At 71.9% G+C, this 14,431-nt stretch carries 14 protein-coding genes; 3 read left to right on the top strand and 11 right to left on the bottom strand.

Annotation, left to right across the window (positions count from 1 at the left end; all coding sequences use genetic code 11):
* Nucleotides 1-1,491, bottom strand: a 1,491-nt coding sequence (topA, locus tag JWQ91_RS08200; RefSeq protein ID WP_366521362.1) for a type I DNA topoisomerase, incomplete at its 3' end; no start/stop codon positions are given.
* Nucleotides 1,492-1,556: 65 nt separating this feature from the next.
* Here topA and JWQ91_RS08195 point away from each other — a divergent pair.
* Together JWQ91_RS08195 and JWQ91_RS08190 are read left to right on the top strand one after the other, a co-directional pair.
* Entirely contained in the window at nucleotides 1,557-2,768 is a 1,212-nt protein-coding gene (locus JWQ91_RS08195) for an MFS transporter (RefSeq protein WP_297782372.1), read from the top strand.
* Complete coding sequence (locus tag JWQ91_RS08190; protein WP_297782371.1) at nucleotides 2,765-3,265, top strand: GNAT family N-acetyltransferase; 501 nt, start codon at nucleotides 2,765-2,767, stop codon at nucleotides 3,263-3,265. The genes JWQ91_RS08195 and JWQ91_RS08190 overlap by 4 nt, the downstream gene beginning before the upstream one ends.
* A gap of 147 nt (nucleotides 3,266-3,412) precedes the next feature.
* On the opposite strand, the gene JWQ91_RS08185 is transcribed toward JWQ91_RS08190, so the two are convergent.
* From JWQ91_RS08185 to JWQ91_RS08165, 5 genes are all read right to left on the bottom strand, one after another.
* A complete protein-coding gene (locus tag JWQ91_RS08185) occupies nucleotides 3,413-4,288 on the bottom strand; it encodes a maleylpyruvate isomerase N-terminal domain-containing protein (RefSeq protein ID WP_297782370.1) in 876 nt (291 codons plus the stop codon).
* Between the two features lie 58 nt (nucleotides 4,289-4,346).
* Entirely contained in the window at nucleotides 4,347-5,492 is a 1,146-nt protein-coding gene (locus tag JWQ91_RS08180; RefSeq protein ID WP_297782369.1) for an ice-binding family protein, read from the bottom strand.
* Between the two features lie 199 nt (nucleotides 5,493-5,691).
* Entirely contained in the window at nucleotides 5,692-7,167 is a 1,476-nt protein-coding gene (locus tag JWQ91_RS08175) for a methyltransferase (RefSeq protein WP_297782368.1), read from the bottom strand.
* A 97-nt stretch (nucleotides 7,168-7,264) separates the two neighbouring features.
* On the bottom strand, nucleotides 7,265-9,709 hold the full coding sequence (locus tag JWQ91_RS08170) for a sodium-translocating pyrophosphatase (protein WP_297782367.1): 2,445 nt from the start codon (nucleotides 9,707-9,709) through the stop codon (nucleotides 7,265-7,267).
* 100 nt (nucleotides 9,710-9,809) lie between these two features.
* The gene (locus tag JWQ91_RS08165; protein ID WP_297782366.1) at nucleotides 9,810-10,151 is read right to left on the bottom strand and encodes an STAS domain-containing protein; all 342 of its coding nucleotides are present in this window, start codon (nucleotides 10,149-10,151) and stop codon (nucleotides 9,810-9,812) included.
* Nucleotides 10,152-10,255: 104 nt separating this feature from the next.
* Between JWQ91_RS08165 and JWQ91_RS08160 the strand changes: the two genes are divergently transcribed.
* Complete coding sequence (locus tag JWQ91_RS08160) at nucleotides 10,256-12,562, top strand: DEAD/DEAH box helicase (RefSeq protein ID WP_297782365.1); 2,307 nt, start codon at nucleotides 10,256-10,258, stop codon at nucleotides 12,560-12,562.
* Nucleotides 12,563-12,653: 91 nt separating this feature from the next.
* Here JWQ91_RS08160 and JWQ91_RS08155 read toward each other — a convergent pair whose 3' ends face one another.
* The 5 genes from JWQ91_RS08155 to JWQ91_RS08135 form a co-directional block, all read right to left on the bottom strand.
* Nucleotides 12,654-13,019: an Rv3654c family TadE-like protein gene (locus JWQ91_RS08155; RefSeq protein WP_297782364.1), complete on the bottom strand. Its 366-nt coding sequence runs from the start codon at nucleotides 13,017-13,019 to the stop codon at nucleotides 12,654-12,656.
* The gene (locus JWQ91_RS08150) at nucleotides 13,019-13,351 is read right to left on the bottom strand and encodes a TadE family type IV pilus minor pilin (RefSeq protein ID WP_297782363.1); all 333 of its coding nucleotides are present in this window, start codon (nucleotides 13,349-13,351) and stop codon (nucleotides 13,019-13,021) included. The genes JWQ91_RS08155 and JWQ91_RS08150 overlap by 1 nt, the downstream gene beginning before the upstream one ends.
* A gap of 17 nt (nucleotides 13,352-13,368) precedes the next feature.
* Nucleotides 13,369-13,620 (bottom strand): DUF4244 domain-containing protein, encoded by a 252-nt coding sequence (locus tag JWQ91_RS08145; RefSeq protein ID WP_297782362.1) that lies wholly within the window; start codon nucleotides 13,618-13,620, stop codon nucleotides 13,369-13,371.
* A gap of 57 nt (nucleotides 13,621-13,677) precedes the next feature.
* Nucleotides 13,678-13,851, bottom strand: a complete 174-nt coding sequence (locus JWQ91_RS08140; protein WP_297782361.1) for a DUF4244 domain-containing protein — start codon at nucleotides 13,849-13,851, stop codon at nucleotides 13,678-13,680.
* Nucleotides 13,852-13,966: 115 nt separating this feature from the next.
* On the bottom strand, nucleotides 13,967-14,431 hold a 465-nt coding region (locus JWQ91_RS08135; RefSeq protein WP_297782360.1), incomplete at its 5' end, for a type II secretion system F family protein.

Here is a 14,431-nt window from a genome sequence, read left to right as displayed (position 1 = left end):
CTTGGTCTCGTGGCCGGCCTTGCCGAGCTCGGCGGCCGTGACGGTCTGGCCCTCCGCGAGGTTGGGCAGCTTGGTCTGCTGGTCGTCACCCTCGGCGTCGGAGTCGTCGTGCGACTCGACGTACGCCGTGAGGAAGCCGTAGAACGTGATCGTGCGGCCCGAGCTGGAGAACAGCACGTCCTCGCCGGTCGTGGCCGTCGCGCCGATGCGGATCGACACCGAGTTGCCCTTGGCGTCACTCATCTGGGAGGCGATGGTGCGCTTCCAGATCAGCTCGTACAGACGACGCTCGTCGCCGCTCAGCCCGGTCTTGTCGGGGGTCGTGAACTTCTCGCCGGCCGGGCGGATCGCCTCGTGGGCCTCCTGCGCGTTCTTGACCTTGCTGGCGTAGACGCGCGGCTTGTCGGGCAGGTACGCCGCGCCGTACAGCTCGGTGACCTGCGAGCGGGCCGCGGTGAGCGCGGTCTGCGACAGGGTCGTGGAGTCGGTACGCATGTAGGTGATGTGGCCGGCCTCGTAGAGGCGCTGGGCGACCTGCATCGTGCGGGCCGCGCCGAAGCCGAACTTGCGCGAGGCCTCCTGCTGCAGCGTCGTGGTGCGGAACGGTGCGTAGGGGCGACGCGTGTAGGGCTTCTCCTCGACCGAGCGGACGGTGAACGGCTGCTCCGCCAGCGCGTCGGCGAGCGCGCCGGCCTGGGCCTCGTCGAGGTGGACGACCTTGTCGGAGGTCAGCCCGCCCTGGTTGTCGAAGTTGCTGCCGGACGCGATGCGCTTGGCGTCCACGCTGAACAGCTTGGCCGGGAACTGGCGCGGGTCGAAGCCCTCGCCGGCGTCGAACGTCGCCTCGAGGTCCCAGTAGGACGCGATGCGGAACGCCATCCGCTCACGCTCCCGCTCGACCACGAGCCGGGTCGCGACGGACTGCACGCGGCCGGCGGACAGGCCGGACATGACCTTCTTCCACAGCACCGGGCTGACCTCGTAGCCGTACAGGCGGTCGAGGATGCGGCGGGCCTCCTGCGCGTCGACGAGGTCCATGTCGATGTCGCGGGGGTGCGCGATGGCGTACTGGATCGCGTCCTTCGTGATCTCGTTGAAGACGATCCGCTTGACCGGCACCTTGGGCTTGAGCTCGTCGAACAGGTGCCACGCGATGGCCTCGCCCTCGCGGTCCTCATCCGTCGCCAGGACGAGCTCGTCGGCGTCCTTGAGCAGCTTCTTGAGCTTGGTCATCTGCGACTTCTTGTCGGCCGAGACGACGTAGATCGGCTCGAAGTCCGCGTCGACGTTGACCCCGAGCCGGGCCCAGGACTCGCCCTTGAACGCTGCCGGCACCTCGTCGGCGCCGCGGGGGAGGTCGCGGATGTGGCCGACCGAGGAGTCCACGACATAGCCGTCCCCGAGGTAGCCCGCGATGCTGCGGACCTTGTTGGGTGACTCGACGATGACGAGGCTGGTCACGGAAACTCCTGAGGTGGGCGGACGGGGCATACGCTAACGCGTGCTGTCAAGGAGCACTGTCACCGAGGGGGTGCGGGACGGTGAAATACTGTCCCGTGGCATTTTCCGGATACGCGCAGCTGTGGGCGGACCGCTCCGTCCGAACCCTGTTCGTCGCGGCGTTCTTCGCCCGCATCCCGGCGATGGCCGCGCCGCTGGTCTTCACGCTGTACGTCGTGGGTGAGCTCGACGGCACCTACACCCAGGCCGGTGTGCTCGCGGCGACCACGACGCTGGGCATCGCGATCGGTGCGCCGTGGCGTGGCCGGGCGATCGACCGCATCGGGTTGCGCCGGGCCGTGCTGCCATCGATCGTCGCGGTCGTCGTGCTGTATCCCGTGGCGACGGTCGTGGACTACGTCTGGCTGATCCCGATCTCGTTCCTCATGGGGGTCTTCCTGATCCCCATCTTCTCGATCGTGCGGCTGGCGCTGACCGTCATGGTCGAGGAGGACCAGCGGCGCACCGCGTTCTCCGCCGACAGCGTGCTGGCCGAGGGCAGCTTCATCATCGGCCCCGCGGTCGGCGCGCTGATCGTCACACAGGCCGGCGGCGGTCCGGCGCTGATCACGATCGGCGTGTGCGAGGCGCTCGCCGGCGCGCTGTTCCTGTGGCTCGACCCGCCGACCCGCTCGGCGCCGAAGCCGCGCGGGGACGGTGCCGAGGAGCCGGTCGACTCGGGCCGGTGGGTCTCGGTCCCGGTCGTGTTCCTCTTCCTCATCTCCGCCGGGACCATGGTGGCACTGATCGGCACGGACCTCGGGATCGTCGCGCAGCTCCGCGAGCTCGACGCGGTCGGGTCGGTCGGCATCACGTACGGCCTGTGGGGCCTGTCGTCCCTGCTCGGCGGGCTGATCTACGGCGCGCTCAACACCTCGATCCGGCCGACGTACCTCCTGCTCGCGCTCGGGCTGACCACGATCCCGGTGGGGCTCGGCGGGGAGGTCTGGTCGCTGTCGCTGTGGGTCATCCCGACCGGCTTCCTGTGTGCCCCGACCATGACCGCGGCGGGCGAGTGGATCGCCAAGCTCGTGCCGGAGCACCGGCGGGGCGAGGCGATGGGCTGGCAGGGCACGGCGTTCACCCTCGGTGGGGCGGCGAGCTCGCCGATCATCGGCGCCGCGATCGACGGGGTCGGTGCGTGGGGCGCGTTCGTCGTCGGCGGCTCGGTCGCGACGCTGATCGCGTGCGTCGCGCTGTTCGGCCAGATGATCCCCCGGTGGCGGCCGTCGCCGGAGCTGGCGACGATCGACGGGAGGCCACGATGACGGTGCGCGAGGCGACCGAGGCGGACCTGCCGGGGCTGCTGGCGATCCACAACGAGGCGGTCCGCACGACGACCGCGATCTGGGACGAGTCCGAGGTCGACCTGGACGATCGGCGGGCCTGGCTGCTCGAGCGGCAGGCGGCCGGGTTCCCGGTCCTGGTCGCGGAGGTCGACGGCGTCGTGGCGGGCTACTCGTCGTACGGGCCGTGGCGTCCCAAGTCCGGCTACCGGCACACGGTCGAGAACTCGCTGTACGTCCTGGCGTCCCACCACGGCCACGGGCTGGCGTCGGCGCTGTTCGACCGGCTCATCGCGCACGCCCGGGACGCGGGGTTCCACCGGATGATGGCGATGATCGAGTCGTCCAACACCGTCTCGGTCGACCTGCACCGTCGCCGCGGCTTCCGGGTCGTCGGTCAGATGGACCAGGTCGGCACGAAGTTCGGCCACTGGCTCGACCTCACCGTGATGCAGCTCGACCTCACCCCCATCCGCTGAGGAGTGGGTTCCGCCCGCTGACGAGGGGGTTGCGCCCCCTGACGAGGGGGTTCCGCCCCCTGACGAGGGGGTTGCGCCCCCTGACGAGGGGGTTGCGCCCGAACACTCCTGTCCGCAACCCACGCGTCAGCGGGCGCAAACCACGCGTCAGCGGTTGAAGAGGCTGCCGAGGCTCTTGGCGGCGGACTTCAGCGTCCGTCCACCCGGCAGGCCGGGGACCTGGTCGATGATCGGGGTCAGGGCAAGAAGCCCACCGAGGTGCTTGATCTTGAGGTGCCGCAGCGTCACGAGCCGCACCGGGTCGGCGCGACCGGCCGAGGCCTCCAGCAGGTCCTGGGCGCTGCCCGAGACGCGCGGTCCGTGCGGGTCCCCGTCGATACGGTCGGTGGACCAGCGACCGTCGGCGTGTGCCGTGAACGTCCACGGCGCCTCCTTGGCGTTGATCCCGATCGTCGCGTCGATGCCCTCGCGGGCGGCGAGGCACCCCGTCGAGTCGGTCAGCGCCGCGACCCCGTGCCGCAGCAGGACCGACGGGCAGGTGCCGTCGACAGCGTCGGCGATGTCGAGGGCGTGGACCGCGAGCTCGTAGCAACCCGCGTGCACCACGGTGAGCAACGGCATCGGGCCCAGCACGCTCGAGACCGGGTCGCCGCCGCGCTCGCGCGCCTCCTCGGACTTGAGCAGCTCGGCCACGTCGGCGCGTGACGCGGCGAGGGCCTCCCGCACGGCGGCGTCGTCGGCATCCCCGTGGGCGGCGACGACCCCCCGGTTGAAAGCGTCGGGGTCCAGCGCCGTGTCGGCGTCCCCCGACCGCAGGCTCGCCAGCACCGAGGTCAGCGCCGACTCGCCGTCCCACGTGCCGAGGTGGACCGCGATGTCGCGGACGGTCCAGCCCTTGAGCCGGGTCGAGGCGGACAGGTCCGCGGCGTCGACGAGACCCAGGAACGCGTCCCAGCTCTCCAGCACCACGCCCGCGAGGTCGTAGTCGTCATGGTCGATGAGTCCCTGCTGCGGAGAGGCCATGACTCGAGCATCCCCTGCCGGTGGTGCCGCCGCACGTGGGACGCGGCAGGTCACACCATCAGCCGGCGAGTCGGTGCCTGCCCTCAGCGCGTCGGGTCCGTCCGACGAAGACCAGTCCCCCGCCGACCAGAACCATCGCCAGGCCCAGGTGGAACAGCTGCGGCAGGCCCTCGGGTGCGCCCGTGTCGGGCAGGTCCTTGCCGGTGACGACGTCCGTCCCGTCGGTCCCCGCAGCACCATCCGCGTTGCCGTCGGCAGCGGCGTCCGCGTCGGCATCCGCGCCGGCGTCGGCGTCCGCTCCGGCGTCCGTGCCGCCGTTGCCGGTGCCGTCGGCATCCGCATCCGCATCAGCATCTGCACCGGCACCGGCGTCCGCATCGCTGTCGGAGTCACCATCGGCCCCGCCGTCCGCGTCGGCGTCGGCATCCGTGTCACCGTCGCCGTCCGGCGGGGCCACGCTGCAGCTCCGAGTGGTGAAACGGTTCTTCGCCAGCGTCACGGCCGTGCCCGCGAGCACCCGCCCCTGCACCGTCGTGTCGGCACCCACCGTCACGGCGGCGGCGGCCATGACCGTGCCGGTGAACGCTGAGGAGGCGCCGATCGACGCGGCGCTCCCGACCTTCCAGAACACGTTGCACGCCCGCGCGCCGTTGATGAGCCGCACCGTCGTCGACGCCCCGATGTTGAGGGCCGAGCCGATCTGGAAGATGAAGACCGCGTTGGGATCGTCCTGCCCGTCCAGCGTCAGGATCCCGTTGGCGCTGACATCGAGCGCCGCGTCGGCGGCGTAGACGCCGGACGTGAACGTCTGGCCGGCCTGGTCACCGGAGATCTTGGCCGTGAAGGTCCGGTTCATGGCGTCGGTGTACGCCGCCAAGGCATCCGCCCGCGCCAGTGCCGCCGGCGTGTCGCCGATGTGGGTGCTGCCCCTGGTCACGCCGGGCGGAAATCCGTCGACCGCGGTGCCGGGGCTGACCCCGAGGTCCCCGCCGAGGACCGTCTCGAGCGTGTTGGTGATCGCAGAGCCACCGAGCACCGAGTAGGTCGCCGCGGTGCCGAGGCCCACCGGCCGGGGCGGGTCAACCGCGTTGGCCGCGGGCGCGAGCCACACCGACGTGGCGATGAGCACCGACCCGGCGGCCAGCACGAGGGCGGGTCCGCGGGACGTCACGGCGCGGGTGGACGAGGACAGGAGACGGGTCATCGGGGCCTTCGGCCGGGCCAGCGCCGCGTCCTGGTGAAGCAACCTCGGACGTGGGAGTGGGCGCGCGGTGATTACGGTGCTTGGATGGGAAACCGTGCCGTCGATGGTCAGTCGTCGAGCACAGCAGTGCTGTGGAACACATCGAACCCTAGGCGACAACTCCCGTTTACACCTCGCTGAACCACCGGGCGGGACCGGTTCAGCTCAGGAAACCGTCCTCGACGAGCTCCCGCACCGACGGGGCGTAGATCCGGCGCAGCTCGTGGGCGTCGCGGTCCAGCAGCGACCCGAGGGCGTCCAGGATCTGGCCGGAGGTCAGGTCACCGTCGCTCGCGCCGACCAGGCCGGCCTCGACCGTGTCGACCTGCCGGGCGCGGCGCACACCCTGCTGCAGCCGGACCACGATCGTCTCCGGGTGCTCGGCCCCGACGGGTCCACGCGTCTCCTCGACCAGGTCGGGCGCCTGCCGGAACGCCTGGTCCAGCAGCGCGCCGTCGTCCAGCGTGCGCAGCAGGTCGGTGCGCCGCCCCCAGTCCGCGATCGCCGGACCCACGGGCGGCGCGATCTCCCCGGCCCACTCCTCGATCCGGTGCACGGGGGTCGCCGACGTCTTGCGTAGGCTCAGCCAGCCGAAGCCGATCGCCTCGATCCGCTCCTCGGCGAACCAGTCGAGCCAGGCGTCGTACCGCTGCACGTAGTCCGGCGCCGTCGCGAGTCCCGCGTCGGCCAGCCACATCTCGACGTACGCCGCAGGGTCGACGAGCTCACGCTGCAGGATCCACGCGTCGACCGGGCGGCCGCCGAGCCACTCGCCGACCTGGTCCTGCCAGTCGGTGCCGGCGCGATGCGCCCAGTTGGCCAGGATCTGGCACCAGCCTCCGTCGGAGAGATGGGAGTCGGCGTTCTCCACCAGGTGCCGGACGACGCTGTCGCCGGGCATCCCGGAGTCGCGGTAGACCAGCACCTCGCTGCCGGGGGGCGAGATGACGAACGGCGGATTGGTCGCGATGAGGTCGAACGTCTCGCCGGCGACGGGATCGAACAGGCTGCCGTCGCGCACCTCGACGTCGAGGTCGTTGAGCCGGGCCGTCAGGGAGGCCATCGCCAGCGCACGCGGGTTGACGTCGGTCGCGACGACCTCGCGGGCGTGCTGGGCCAGGTGCAGCGCCTGGACCCCGCAGCCCGTGCCGATGTCGAGGGCCCGGTCGACCGGCGTGCGCACCGTGAGCTGGGCCAGCGACGACGAGGCCTCGCTGATCCCCAGGACGTGCTCGGGATCCATGGCCCGCACCGACTGCCCTGCCGAGTCGAGCCCCGGGGTCGGGTCGCACACGATCCACCAGTCGTGGGACTCGTCGCCGTACGGCCGGAGGTCCACCAGCGCGCGCACCTCGCCGCCCGAGGCGGCGAGCATCCCGGCCGCGACCAACGGCTCGACCAGACCGGGCAGGGCCGTGTCGGCAGCGGCCCGGTCGACCGGGACCTGGAGGGCGAACAGGCGGACCAGCGTCGCCAGCGGGCTGCCGCCCCGGGTCGCCCGCAGCGCCGGGACGGTCTGGTTGCGGCCGAGCGCGCGGTGGGCGTCGTCGCCCAGCAGGGCGTACACGTCGTCGACCGTGAAGGCCGCGCGGGTCAGGGCAGAGCGAAGGGCGGGGACGAACTCGTCGGGAAGCACGCCCCCACCCTTCCAGAGGCGCAAACCCGTCCGCGAGTGGCGCAGATCTGGACGACACGCCGTCCCATTTTCTTCGATCTGCGCCACTCGCATTTGGTCAGGCGGGGATGCCTACCGGGGGCTCCTGGGCGCCGTTGCGCGGCGGCTCCTGGGTGTCCAGCGCGATCGGGCGACGCTTGGAGGCGTACACCGCACCCGCGATGACGGCGACCGCGACGCCGGCGACGACGTAGCGCAGCGTGTCGTTGGCATCGTTGCCGTACGTCAGCTTGATGACCAGCGGGACGATCAGCAGCGACACCAGGTTCATGACCTTGAGCAGCGGGTTGATCGCCGGTCCGGCGGTGTCCTTGAACGGGTCACCCACGGTGTCGCCGATGATCGTGGCCTCGTGCGCCGGCGATCCCTTGCCGCCGTGGTTGCCGTCCTCGACGAGCTTCTTGGCGTTGTCCCACGCACCACCGGAGTTGGCGAGGAACACCGCCATCAGCGTGCCGGTCGCGATCGCGCCGGCGAGGTAGGCGCCGAGCGGTCCCACGCCGAGGCCGAAGCCCACCGCGATCGGGGCGAAGATCGCCAGGATGCCGGGCGTCGCGAGCTCACGCAGCGAGTCACGCGTGCAGATGTCGACGACCTTGCCGTACTCCGGACGTCCGGTCCCCTCCATGATGCCGGGGATCTCGCGGAACTGACGGCGGACCTCGTAGACGACGGCGCCGGCGGCGCGGCCGACGGCATTGATCGCCAGGCCGGAGAACAGGAACACGACGGCCGAGCCGATGATCAGGCCGACCAGCAGGCTCGGGTCGCCGACGTTGAGCACGCCGCGCAGCGAGTCGACCTCACCGGAGGTGATGTCCTTGGCGAACGCCTCGAAGTCCTTGATGCCCGCCGCGTTGGTGACGTCGAACGAGCGCAGGACCTTGGAGAACTCCTCCTTGATGCCATCGGCGAACGAGCCGAACAGCGCGGTCGCCGCGAGGACGGCCGTCGCGATCGCGATGCCCTTCGTGATGGCCTTGGTGGTGTTGCCGACCGCGTCGAGCTCGGTGAGGATCTGCGCACCCTGCTCGTCGACGTCGCCCGACATCTCGGCGATGCCCTGGGCGTTGTCGCTGACGGGCCCGAAGGTGTCCATCGCGACGATGACGCCGACCGTGGTCAGCAGGCCACAGCCCGCGAGGGCGACCGCGAACAGCGACAGGATGATCGAGCCGCTGCCCAGCAGGAACGCCCCGAACACCGCGGCGCTGATCACGAGCGCGGTGTAGACCGCCGACTCGAAGCCGACCGACAGGCCGGACAGGATGACGGTGGCCGCGCCGGTCAGCGAGGTCTTGCCGACGTCCTTGACCGGACGGGTCTCGGTGCCGGTGAAGTAGCCCGTCAGCGCCAGGATCACGGCGGCCAGCACGATGCCGATCAGGACCGCGATGATCGCGATGAGGCGCGGGTTGCCGTCCAGGTCGGCCGAGCTCTCGTTGCCGAAGAACTGCGTCACGAGCTGGTTGGACTCCGTCGAGCTGGCGAAGCCCATCGAGGCGTCGCTGAACTTGGTCGGCAGCAGCAGGAACGCGGCGCCGACCGACGCGAGCGCCGAGATGAGCGCCGAGAGGTAGAACGAGCGGTTGATCGTCGTGAGCCCGCCCTCGCCGGCCCGCGGGCGGGTCAGGTAGACGCCGATGATCGCCGTGACGGCGCCGATTGCCGGGATCACGAGCGGGAAGACCAGGCCCAGCGCGCCGAACGCGACCGAGCCGAGGATCAGCGCGGCGACCAGGGTCACGGCGTACGACTCGAACAGGTCGGCCGCCATGCCGGCGCAGTCGCCGACGTTGTCGCCCACGTTGTCCGCGATCGTCGCGGCGTTGCGCGGGTCGTCCTCGGGGATGTTCTGCTCGACCTTGCCGACCAGGTCGGCGCCGACGTCCGCGGCCTTCGTGAAGATGCCGCCACCGACTCGCATGAACATCGCCAGCAGCGCGGCGCCGAAGCCGAAGCCCTCGAGCACCGCGGGGGCGTCCCCGCCGTAGATCAGGACGACGGCGGAGGCGCCGACGAGGCCCAGGCCCACCGTCAGCATGCCGACCGTGCCGCCGGTGCGGAACGCGATCTTCATCGCGACCTCGCGGCCCTCGTTCTGCGCCGCGGCGGCGACCCGGATGTTGGCGCGCGTCGCGAGCCACATGCCGAGGTAGCCGATCGTGGCCGAGAACCCGGCGCCCAGCGCGAAGAACACCGAGCGGCCGATCCGGATCTCGGACGAGCCGGGGAGCACGAACAGCAGGGCGAACGCCAGCACGGCGAAGACGGCCAGGGTCTTGAACATGCGCCCGAGGTACGCCTGGGCGCCCTCCTGGACGGCTTGTCCGATCTCCTGCATCTTGGCGGTGCCTTCGGATGCCTTGAGTACTTCAGCGCGGAACACCGCGGCCATGATCAGCGCGATGACTCCGACCGCCGCGACGCCATACACCACGTAGGTGTTGTCGTTCGAGAGGTCGAGGTCTCCGGCTGCCGCAACAAGAGTCGCGTTCGCCATGAAAAATCCTCCAGAGATAAGGCAAGGACGAGCAGCGACCTGGCGGGCAGACCGCGTGACGCAGGTTACATGGCGAACCCAGCGTTGCGTGTGACCGGGATCACGACTGGCTCGAGCGCGCCTCGTCGATCGAGCCGTGCAGGCCGAAGACCTTGTCGAGTCCCGTGATCTGGAAGATCTTGAGGATGCGCTCCTGCGTGCACACGATGTCGAGCGATCCCCCGTCGGCTCGGACCCGCTTGAGGGCACCGACCAGGACGCCGAGACCCGTCGAGTCCAGGAAGTCGACCTTCTGCACGTCGATGATCAACCGGGTGTGACCCGCGTCGATCGCCGCCACGATGGCCTCGCGGAGTCGCGGCGCTGTGTAGACGTCGATCTCCCCACCGACCTCGACGATCTCGAAATCGCCGTCCGTCCGGGACGTGACTGCCAGCTCCATGGGACTCCTTCGCTCGCCAGCATTCAATCACGATCCCGGTCCCCCTGCCCGTGGCGAACCGCCGCGCAGGACCCCGGCTGGGCGGGCTCTGGGAGACTCGGGGGGTGGACCCCGCCGACCTCGTGCAGCGCTACGGCGAGCGGGTCACGCACGTCGAGCGGGTCCCGGCGCGCGAGGCGGTCGTCGAGCCGTGGCCCGACTGGATCCACCCGGCGGTCCGCGACATGTACGCCGCAGAGGGCATCGACACGCTGTGGGGCCACCAGGCCGAGGCGCTGCACCACGTGCACGCCGGCCGGCACACCGTCATCTCGACCGGGACCGCCTCGGGCAAGTCCCTCGTGTTCCAGGCGCCGGCGCTGACCGGGCTGGCAGGTGGCCGGTCGGGCAGCTCGCTGCACGGCAACCGGATGCCCACGGTCCTCTACCTCGCCCCGACCAAGGCACTGGCCGCCGACCAGCTGCGCCGGCTGGCGGGAGCCGCGGCGTTCGCCCGACCGGCCACGGTCGACGGCGACAACTCCCGCGAGGAGCGCGCGTGGGCCCGCGACCACGCGAACTACCTGCTCACCAACCCCGACACGCTGCACCACTCGATCCTTCCGGCGCACGCGCGCTGGGCCCGGGCGCTCGGCGGCCTCACGCACGTCGTGGTCGACGAGTGCCACCACTACCGCGGGGTCTTCGGCGCCCACGTCGCCCACGTCCTGCGCCGGCTGCGCCGGATCTGCGCCCATTACGGCGCCGACCCGACATTCGTCCTGTCGTCAGCCACGGTGTCGGAGCCCGAGGTGTTCGCGGCCCGGCTGACGGGGCTCGAGGTCGTGCCGGTCACCGAGGACTCCTCGCCCCACGCCGCCCGGACCATCGCCCTGTGGGAGCCCCCGCTCATGCCCGGCACCGACCCGAGCGGCAACCCCACCGCCGGCCCGGTCCGCCGCTCGGCCACGACGGAGGCCGGTGAGCTGCTGACCGACCTGGTGATCGGCCGGGTGCGCACACTGGCGTTCGTACGCTCCCGCCGCGGCGCCGAGTCGGTCGCGTCGACCGCCCAGCGCCGGCTCGGCGAGATCGATCCCGAGCTAGTCGGCCGGGTCGCGACGTATCGCGGCGGCTACCTCCCCGAGGAGCGCCGCGAGCTCGAGCGCCGGCTGCGCAGCGGCGACCTGCTCGGGCTGGCGAGCACCAACGCCCTGGAGCTGGGCATCGACATCGCCGGGCTGGACGCCGTCATCACGGTCGGGTTCCCCGGCACCCGGGCGGCGCTGCAGCAGCAGTTCGGGCGCGCCGGCCGCTCGGGGCGCAGCTCGATCGGGATCCTCGTCGCCCGCGACGACCCGCTCGACACGTTCCTGGTCCACCACCCCGAGGCGCTGCTCGGCGCACCGGTCGAGGCGTCGGTCTTCGACCCCGACAACCCGTACGTCCTGGGGCCGCACCTGGCCGCCGCGGCGCAGGAGATCCCGCTCACCGAGGCCGACTTCGCGGTGTTCGGCCCGCGCAGCGCCGAGGGTGTCGCGGCGCTGGAGGACGCCGGCTGGCTGCGCAAGCGTCCGGCCGGCTGGTTCTGGACCAAGCGGGAACGCGCCAGCGACCTGGCCGACATCCGCTCCAGCGGCGGCTCCCCGGTGCAGATCGTCGACGCCGGGACCGGGCGGCTGATCGGCACGGTCGACGGCGGCTCGGCCGACTCCACGGTCCACGAGGGCGCGGTCTACGTGCACCAGGGCGACATCCACGTCGTCGACGAGTACGACGTCGACCACGGCATCGCGATCGTTCACCGCGCCGATCCCGACTACTCCACGATGGCCCGGTCGGTCACGGAGATCGCCGTGACGGAGACCGAGCGGACGACGCCGTGGGGGGCCGCGGCGATGTCGTTCGGCTCGGTCGAGGTCGTCAACCAGGTCGTGTCCTACCTCAAGCGCAGCACGACCGGTGGCGGCATCCTCGGCGAGGAGCTGCTGGAGCTGCCCGCCCGCACGCTGCAGACCAAGGCCGTGTGGTGGACGCTCGACGCCGCCGCGGTGGCGGAGGCGCTCGAGCACGACGACGTCCCCGGTGCGGCTCACGCCGCCGAGCACGCCGCGATCGGGCTGCTGCCCCTGCTGGCGACGTGCGACCGGTGGGACATCGGCGGGGTGTCGACGGCGCTGCACGCGGACACGGGGACGTTGACGGTGTTCGTCTATGACGGCCACCCGGGCGGGGCCGGCTTCGCCGAGCGGGGATACGACGTCGCGCCGCGCTGGCTGCGGGTGACCCGGGACGCGATCGCGGCCTGCGAGTGCCAGGACGGCTGCCCGTCGTGCGTCCAGTCCCCCAAGTGCGGCAACGGCAATGAGCCCCTCGACAAGGCCGGCGCGATCCGGCTGCTGGACGCGTTCCTCGCCGGCGCCCCCACCTGACCCCCGCCCCGCTGGCAGTGACGTTTGCGCCCCACAATCGGCGGATCAGGGGCGCAAACGTCACGCCCAGCGGACCGGGAGGGGAGTGGGGTCACTCGTCGAGGTAGAAGTCGGGGGCGGCGCGGGCGTCCTGGTCGGTCACCCACCGGCTGCCCCACCACGGCGGGCTCACGGCCCGGGCGGTGACCGTCGCGACGTCGAAGTCCATCCGGCACGCCGACAGCTCCGCCCCGTTGCGCCGGGCGATCGTGCGGGCGGCGGCGCACCCGTCCCCGCCCTGGACGCTGGCCTGCGACCCCGCCAGGGCGGCCAGGTCGGCGGCCGCCGCGACCTGGTGCCGCATCCGGACCAGGCTCCCGACCTGCAGCAGGACGACCGCCGCGACGACCAGGAGCACGGTCACGGCGGCGGCATGGATCGTGACGGAGCCGCGCTCGTCGGGCCGCGCGCGGCTCATCAGGGTGACTCCTCAGCGGCGAGCGACGTCGACTCCATCCGCCGCGAGCCGACCCCGGAGAAGAACGGGACCGGCATCCGCGAGGTCGCGCGGACCGTCACCGACACGATGCCGCCGGCCGAGGTGACCCGGACCGACGCGCCGGCCGGCGCCTGCCGGCGGGCCACCGCCGCGGCGGTGCTGGTCGACTCACCGCGGGCAATCATCCGGGCGGCCTCGCGGGAGGCGTCCGCGATGCGGACCTGGGTCAGCCCCAGCGAGACGACCCAGAGCAGCAGGAACGCGAGCGCGACCCCGAACGGCGCGATCGTGGCCAGCTCGGCGGTGACCATGCCGCGCTCCCGCCGCATCAGATCCGGATCCCGAGCCTCGGCACGCCCTTGAGGCCGTCGAGCAGGCTGCGCCACGACAGGGCTCGCTCGATGATGTCGCGCAGGTGCTCGAACCACGGCCCGTCGAGTCCCAGCAGGCCCAGCTTGTAGAGCACGGCCGCCATCATGACGGCGCCGAGCGTGCCCACGGAGTACTCCGCGGTCACCATGCCGCGGTCGGTGCGGGGCCCCGGCAGGCGCCCGCGGATCGTGCAGACCAGACGTGTCATGCGATGTCCTCTCGGAAGGGTTCCGGGGCGGCGGCGGGCGCCGCCCCGGACCGGGTCTCAGAACGGCAGGATGCTCGGGATCTTGTCGAGCAGGTCCTTGACCAGGTCGCCGAACCACGGCGACTGGCCGATCTTGACCAGCACGCCGCCGATCGTGCAGGCGCCGAGCGTGCCGACGGTGTATTCGGCGGTCGTCATGCCACGCTCGCCGCGGCGGGGGTTGAGGTTCATGGGTGTCCTTCCATCTGGGTGAAGCGGTCGAACAGAAGATGCGCCGCGGACACCCGGATGTGCGACGCGGATGCAGCGGCTGGGGACAACCCGCGCGGGATCGCCGGCTGTGGACTCACCACGAGAACGTCCGGAACGTCGCCAGCACGGTCGGCACGATCCCGATCAGGAAGAACGCGGGCAGGAAGCAAGCCCCGAGCGGCGCCGCGGTCCGGACCGCGACCTTGCGGCTGCGCTCGCGCAGCATCGCGCTGCGCTCCCGGCGCATCTCCTCGGCGACGCCCGACACGACGTGCGCGACGGGCATGCCCGACACCGCCGCGCGGCGGAACGCCCGGGCGACCGGAGCCAGCGCCGGGTCGGTCGCCAACGCCTGCCACACGGTGTCCGCGTCCGCGGCGATCGCCAGCCGGCCGGCGACCAGGGAGAGCTCGGGACCCAGCGGCTCGGACGTCGCCTCCGCGGCCAGGGCGAAGGCCGTCACGGGTGGTCGGCCGACCTCCAGGGCCGCGACCATGAGGTCGAGCGCCCCGGGCAGCGCCGCCCGCACCAGCGCGGCCCTGCGCCGGGCCGCCCCGGA

Origin of the sequence: Aeromicrobium sp., assembly GCF_025965075.1 — a bacterium.
Lineage (GTDB): Bacteria > Actinomycetota > Actinomycetes > Propionibacteriales > Nocardioidaceae > Aeromicrobium.
This window is presented reverse-complemented; position numbering and strand designations above follow the sequence as displayed.

What these genes read in the sequence shown, in the direction of transcription:
- JWQ91_RS08155 (WP_297782364.1), bottom strand. Translation starts at nt 13,019, where the DNA reads ATGAGCCGCGCGCGGCCCGACGAGCGCGGCTCCGTCACGATCCATGCC.
- JWQ91_RS08150 (WP_297782363.1), bottom strand. Translation starts at nt 13,351, where the DNA reads ATGGTCACCGCCGAGCTGGCCACGATCGCGCCGTTCGGGGTCGCGCTC.
- JWQ91_RS08165 (WP_297782366.1), bottom strand. Translation starts at nt 10,151, where the DNA reads ATGGAGCTGGCAGTCACGTCCCGGACGGACGGCGATTTCGAGATCGTC.
- JWQ91_RS08140 (WP_297782361.1), bottom strand. Translation starts at nt 13,851, where the DNA reads ATGAACCTCAACCCCCGCCGCGGCGAGCGTGGCATGACGACCGCCGAA.
- JWQ91_RS08180 (WP_297782369.1), bottom strand. Translation starts at nt 5,492, where the DNA reads ATGACCCGTCTCCTGTCCTCGTCCACCCGCGCCGTGACGTCCCGCGGA.
- JWQ91_RS08145 (WP_297782362.1), bottom strand. Translation starts at nt 13,620, where the DNA reads ATGACACGTCTGGTCTGCACGATCCGCGGGCGCCTGCCGGGGCCCCGC.
- JWQ91_RS08185 (WP_297782370.1), bottom strand. Translation starts at nt 4,288, where the DNA reads ATGGCCTCTCCGCAGCAGGGACTCATCGACCATGACGACTACGACCTC.
- JWQ91_RS08170 (WP_297782367.1), bottom strand. Translation starts at nt 9,709, where the DNA reads ATGGCGAACGCGACTCTTGTTGCGGCAGCCGGAGACCTCGACCTCTCG.
- JWQ91_RS08190 (WP_297782371.1), top strand. Translation starts at nt 2,765, where the DNA reads ATGACGGTGCGCGAGGCGACCGAGGCGGACCTGCCGGGGCTGCTGGCG.